Annotated in this window: 4 protein-coding genes; 3 read left to right on the top strand and 1 reads right to left on the bottom strand. The window is 67.7% G+C overall.

Going from position 1 to position 2,555, the window contains the following annotated elements; translation table 11 throughout:
* Together AB0M52_RS33120 and AB0M52_RS33115 are read left to right on the top strand one after the other, a co-directional pair.
* Nucleotides 1-619 (top strand): NucA/NucB deoxyribonuclease domain-containing protein (locus AB0M52_RS33120; RefSeq protein ID WP_363961792.1); only part of this gene is annotated, 619 nt, incomplete at its 5' end.
* Between the two features lie 6 nt (nucleotides 620-625).
* Nucleotides 626-1,006 carry a hypothetical protein gene (locus tag AB0M52_RS33115; protein ID WP_363961791.1) on the top strand — a complete coding sequence of 127 codons (381 nt, stop codon included), beginning with the start codon at nucleotides 626-628 and terminating at the stop codon, nucleotides 1,004-1,006.
* 189 nt (nucleotides 1,007-1,195) lie between these two features.
* Here AB0M52_RS33115 and AB0M52_RS33110 read toward each other — a convergent pair whose 3' ends face one another.
* Entirely contained in the window at nucleotides 1,196-1,675 is a 480-nt protein-coding gene (locus tag AB0M52_RS33110; RefSeq protein WP_363961790.1) for a transposase, read from the bottom strand.
* 184 nt (nucleotides 1,676-1,859) lie between these two features.
* On the opposite strand from AB0M52_RS33110, the gene AB0M52_RS33105 reads away from it, so the two are divergent.
* On the top strand, nucleotides 1,860-2,258 hold the full coding sequence (locus tag AB0M52_RS33105; protein ID WP_363961789.1) for a hypothetical protein: 399 nt from the start codon (nucleotides 1,860-1,862) through the stop codon (nucleotides 2,256-2,258).
* The last annotated feature ends 297 nt before the right edge of the window (nucleotides 2,259-2,555 follow it).

Here is a 2,555-nt window from a genome sequence, read left to right as displayed (position 1 = left end):
GGTCGCCCTGCTGGCCGGCGGCGTCTACTACCTGGCCACCCAGCCGTCGGCCCGCGACCGGGCACTGCTCGAGGAACGACCGCTGCCTGCGAGGAGCCTCGGGGCGGTCGACCCGGTCGACTTCGAGATGACCATGAGCGGCGCCCGTCGCCAGGCCGGCCAGCGGCAGTGGGACAACGCGATGAACGTCTGGCAGTCGATGCAGGCCGCACGTACCCAGGCCGAAGCGCGGACCCGGACGAGGGAAGTGCCGGTCCTCATCATCGATGCGAATATCATGCCGAACATCGCGCGCAACATTCAGGCGGCCATCGAGGACGAGAAGATGCCCCACATTTTGAACCGGAACATGGACCCGGCTTGGATCACGGCGAACCGGATTCTGGCCTGTGGGCGGTTCCAGGGCACGGGGAGCTGCGACGAGTACCCGTTCGCCTCGTCAATGCAGGGCGGGCTGGGCTCCCGCGTGGCCGGCGTGCCGCGCCTGGAGAACAATATCCAGGGTGGCGTCATCGGCGCCTTCTACGCCAAGCATCGGCTCAAGCACGGCGAACCGTACCTGGTGCAAGTGATCAACCTGCCGCCGGACTGGCGGACCCGACCCCCGACCAATCAGTGAGGTGGCATGGCCGAGGTACTCGCAACCGTCAGCGTGATGCCGCTGTACGCCCAGGTCGTCGTCCAGTCGGCGGGCGCCACCGACCTGCCCATCCCAGAGACGGGAGCGGAGCCGGCGGTGGCCAGCACCGAGGCCGTCCTCGTCGCGACCCGCGACGACCTGGACGGGGACGTATCCATCGAGGTACGCCGGGGCGGGGACGCCCCCGCCCCCGGCGTGCGGGTCTACGAGGGTGAGCTTTCGTTCACCACACCCGCGCTCGAGGTGGGCAGCAACGTCTCCGGGCAGCTAACGACAATCGATGTCGGCCGCATCGGCTGGTTGCCGCTGGCCATCTTCGTCGATCCGCCCGAGGCGCCGAGCAAAGTGGTGGTGGTCATCGACTGATCGGCGTGCCCTATTGCGCCCTGCCGAGCGCCGCGGTCAAACGCCGTGCCTCGGTCACCAGGCGGCTCGATCCGCCGCGGGTGGCGACCTCGACCAGGCCCGGGATGTCGACCGCGCCGTCCGCCGCGCCGGCGGTTTCGGCCGCCTGTCGGGTTCCAAAACCCCATTACCTGGTCTGAGTTGGGCCTTCTACGCGGCTCGTTCGTACTCGTTGATCAGCCCGCCGAGGACGGGCCGGCGTTTGATCCCCTGGTGGTTCAGGTCAACGACGGGCCGGTCGGAGCGTGGGGGCCGCAACTGCAGCGCCCGATGCGGACGCCGCCCGTTGTAGTGGCGGGCGTATAGATCGAGTGTTCGGCGTAGGTGCCGTTCACCGACGATGAGCATACGGTCGGTGACCTCGCGGCGTACGGTGCCGATGAACCTTTCCGCGTACGCGTTTGCTTGCGGGCTCCGTGGCGGGATCTTGCAGGCGGTGATGCCGTTGTCGGCGAGTACGGCGTCGAAGGCGGATGTGAATTGTCCGGCCCGGTCACGGATCAGGACCTTGAACTGATCAGTCCGTTCGCTGAGGTCGATGAGCAGGTTGCGGGCCTGCTGGGCGGTCCACGGCCCGTTGGGGTTGGCGGTGACGCCGAGGATGTGCACGTACCGGCTGCCGACCTCCAATCACGAAGAACACATACAGACGCTTCAGGGTGAGCGCGCAGTCCACATGGAAGAAGTCACAGGCCAGCAGGGTCGACGCCTGCGTGCGGAGAAACCGGCGCCAGGTGGTGTGGTCATGGCGTACGGGCGCCGGTGGTATGCCCAGCCGGTTGAGGATGCGCCGGATCGTGGAGGCGCCGAGCCGGTGACCCAGGCCGAGCAGTTCGCCTTGGATGCGCTGGCAGCCCCAACCGGGATTGTCCCGGGCCATCTGCTCGACGAGAGCGGCAGCTACCGGGTCGATCGCTGGGCGACCTGGCAGGTTCGGGTAGGTCCAGTGGCGGGCCACCAGGCGACGATGCCAGCGCAGGACCGTCGTCGGGGTGACGAGCCGATGGGCCTTCAACGCCCGGGGCAGGAGTCTGATCAGGGCGGCGAGTATGGCTCGGTCCGTCCAGTCCAGGCGCGGCTTCGGGTTCTGCCGGCGCAGGACGGCGTTCTCGTGGCGCAGGACGAGAATCTCGATGTCCTTGGCTGTGGTGGTCCTTGCGAGCAGAGACAGCCAGCCGGCGATCCGGCAGAACATGAGGTAGAGCAGGCGTAGGGGCACAGATAGGGATGATGTCCGACACCGCCGCCGAGCACAGGTCCGCCCAGGTCAACCCTGATGACCCACTTTCGGCACCCCACAGGGTCGGCCAGCGTGGTGGCGCTGCTCGAAGCCCTCGACGATCCCCGGCGAGCCCTGCTCGGCTGATGCCACTCCGCTCGCCGGTGACCCCGACGTTGCACCGTCCCGTCGCCATCTCAAGGATGACCTTGCGTTTTTTTCGCTTTGACGGGTAGTCTGGCCGTAGGAGGTGGCCAGCGTGACCGTAGTACCCATGGGTGGGGCTGTGCC

Source organism: Micromonospora sp. NPDC051296, from assembly GCF_040682255.1.
GTDB lineage: Bacteria > Actinomycetota > Actinomycetes > Mycobacteriales > Micromonosporaceae > Micromonospora > Micromonospora craterilacus.
Note: the sequence above shows the minus strand (reverse complement) of the source record. Positions and strands in the feature narration are given on the sequence as shown.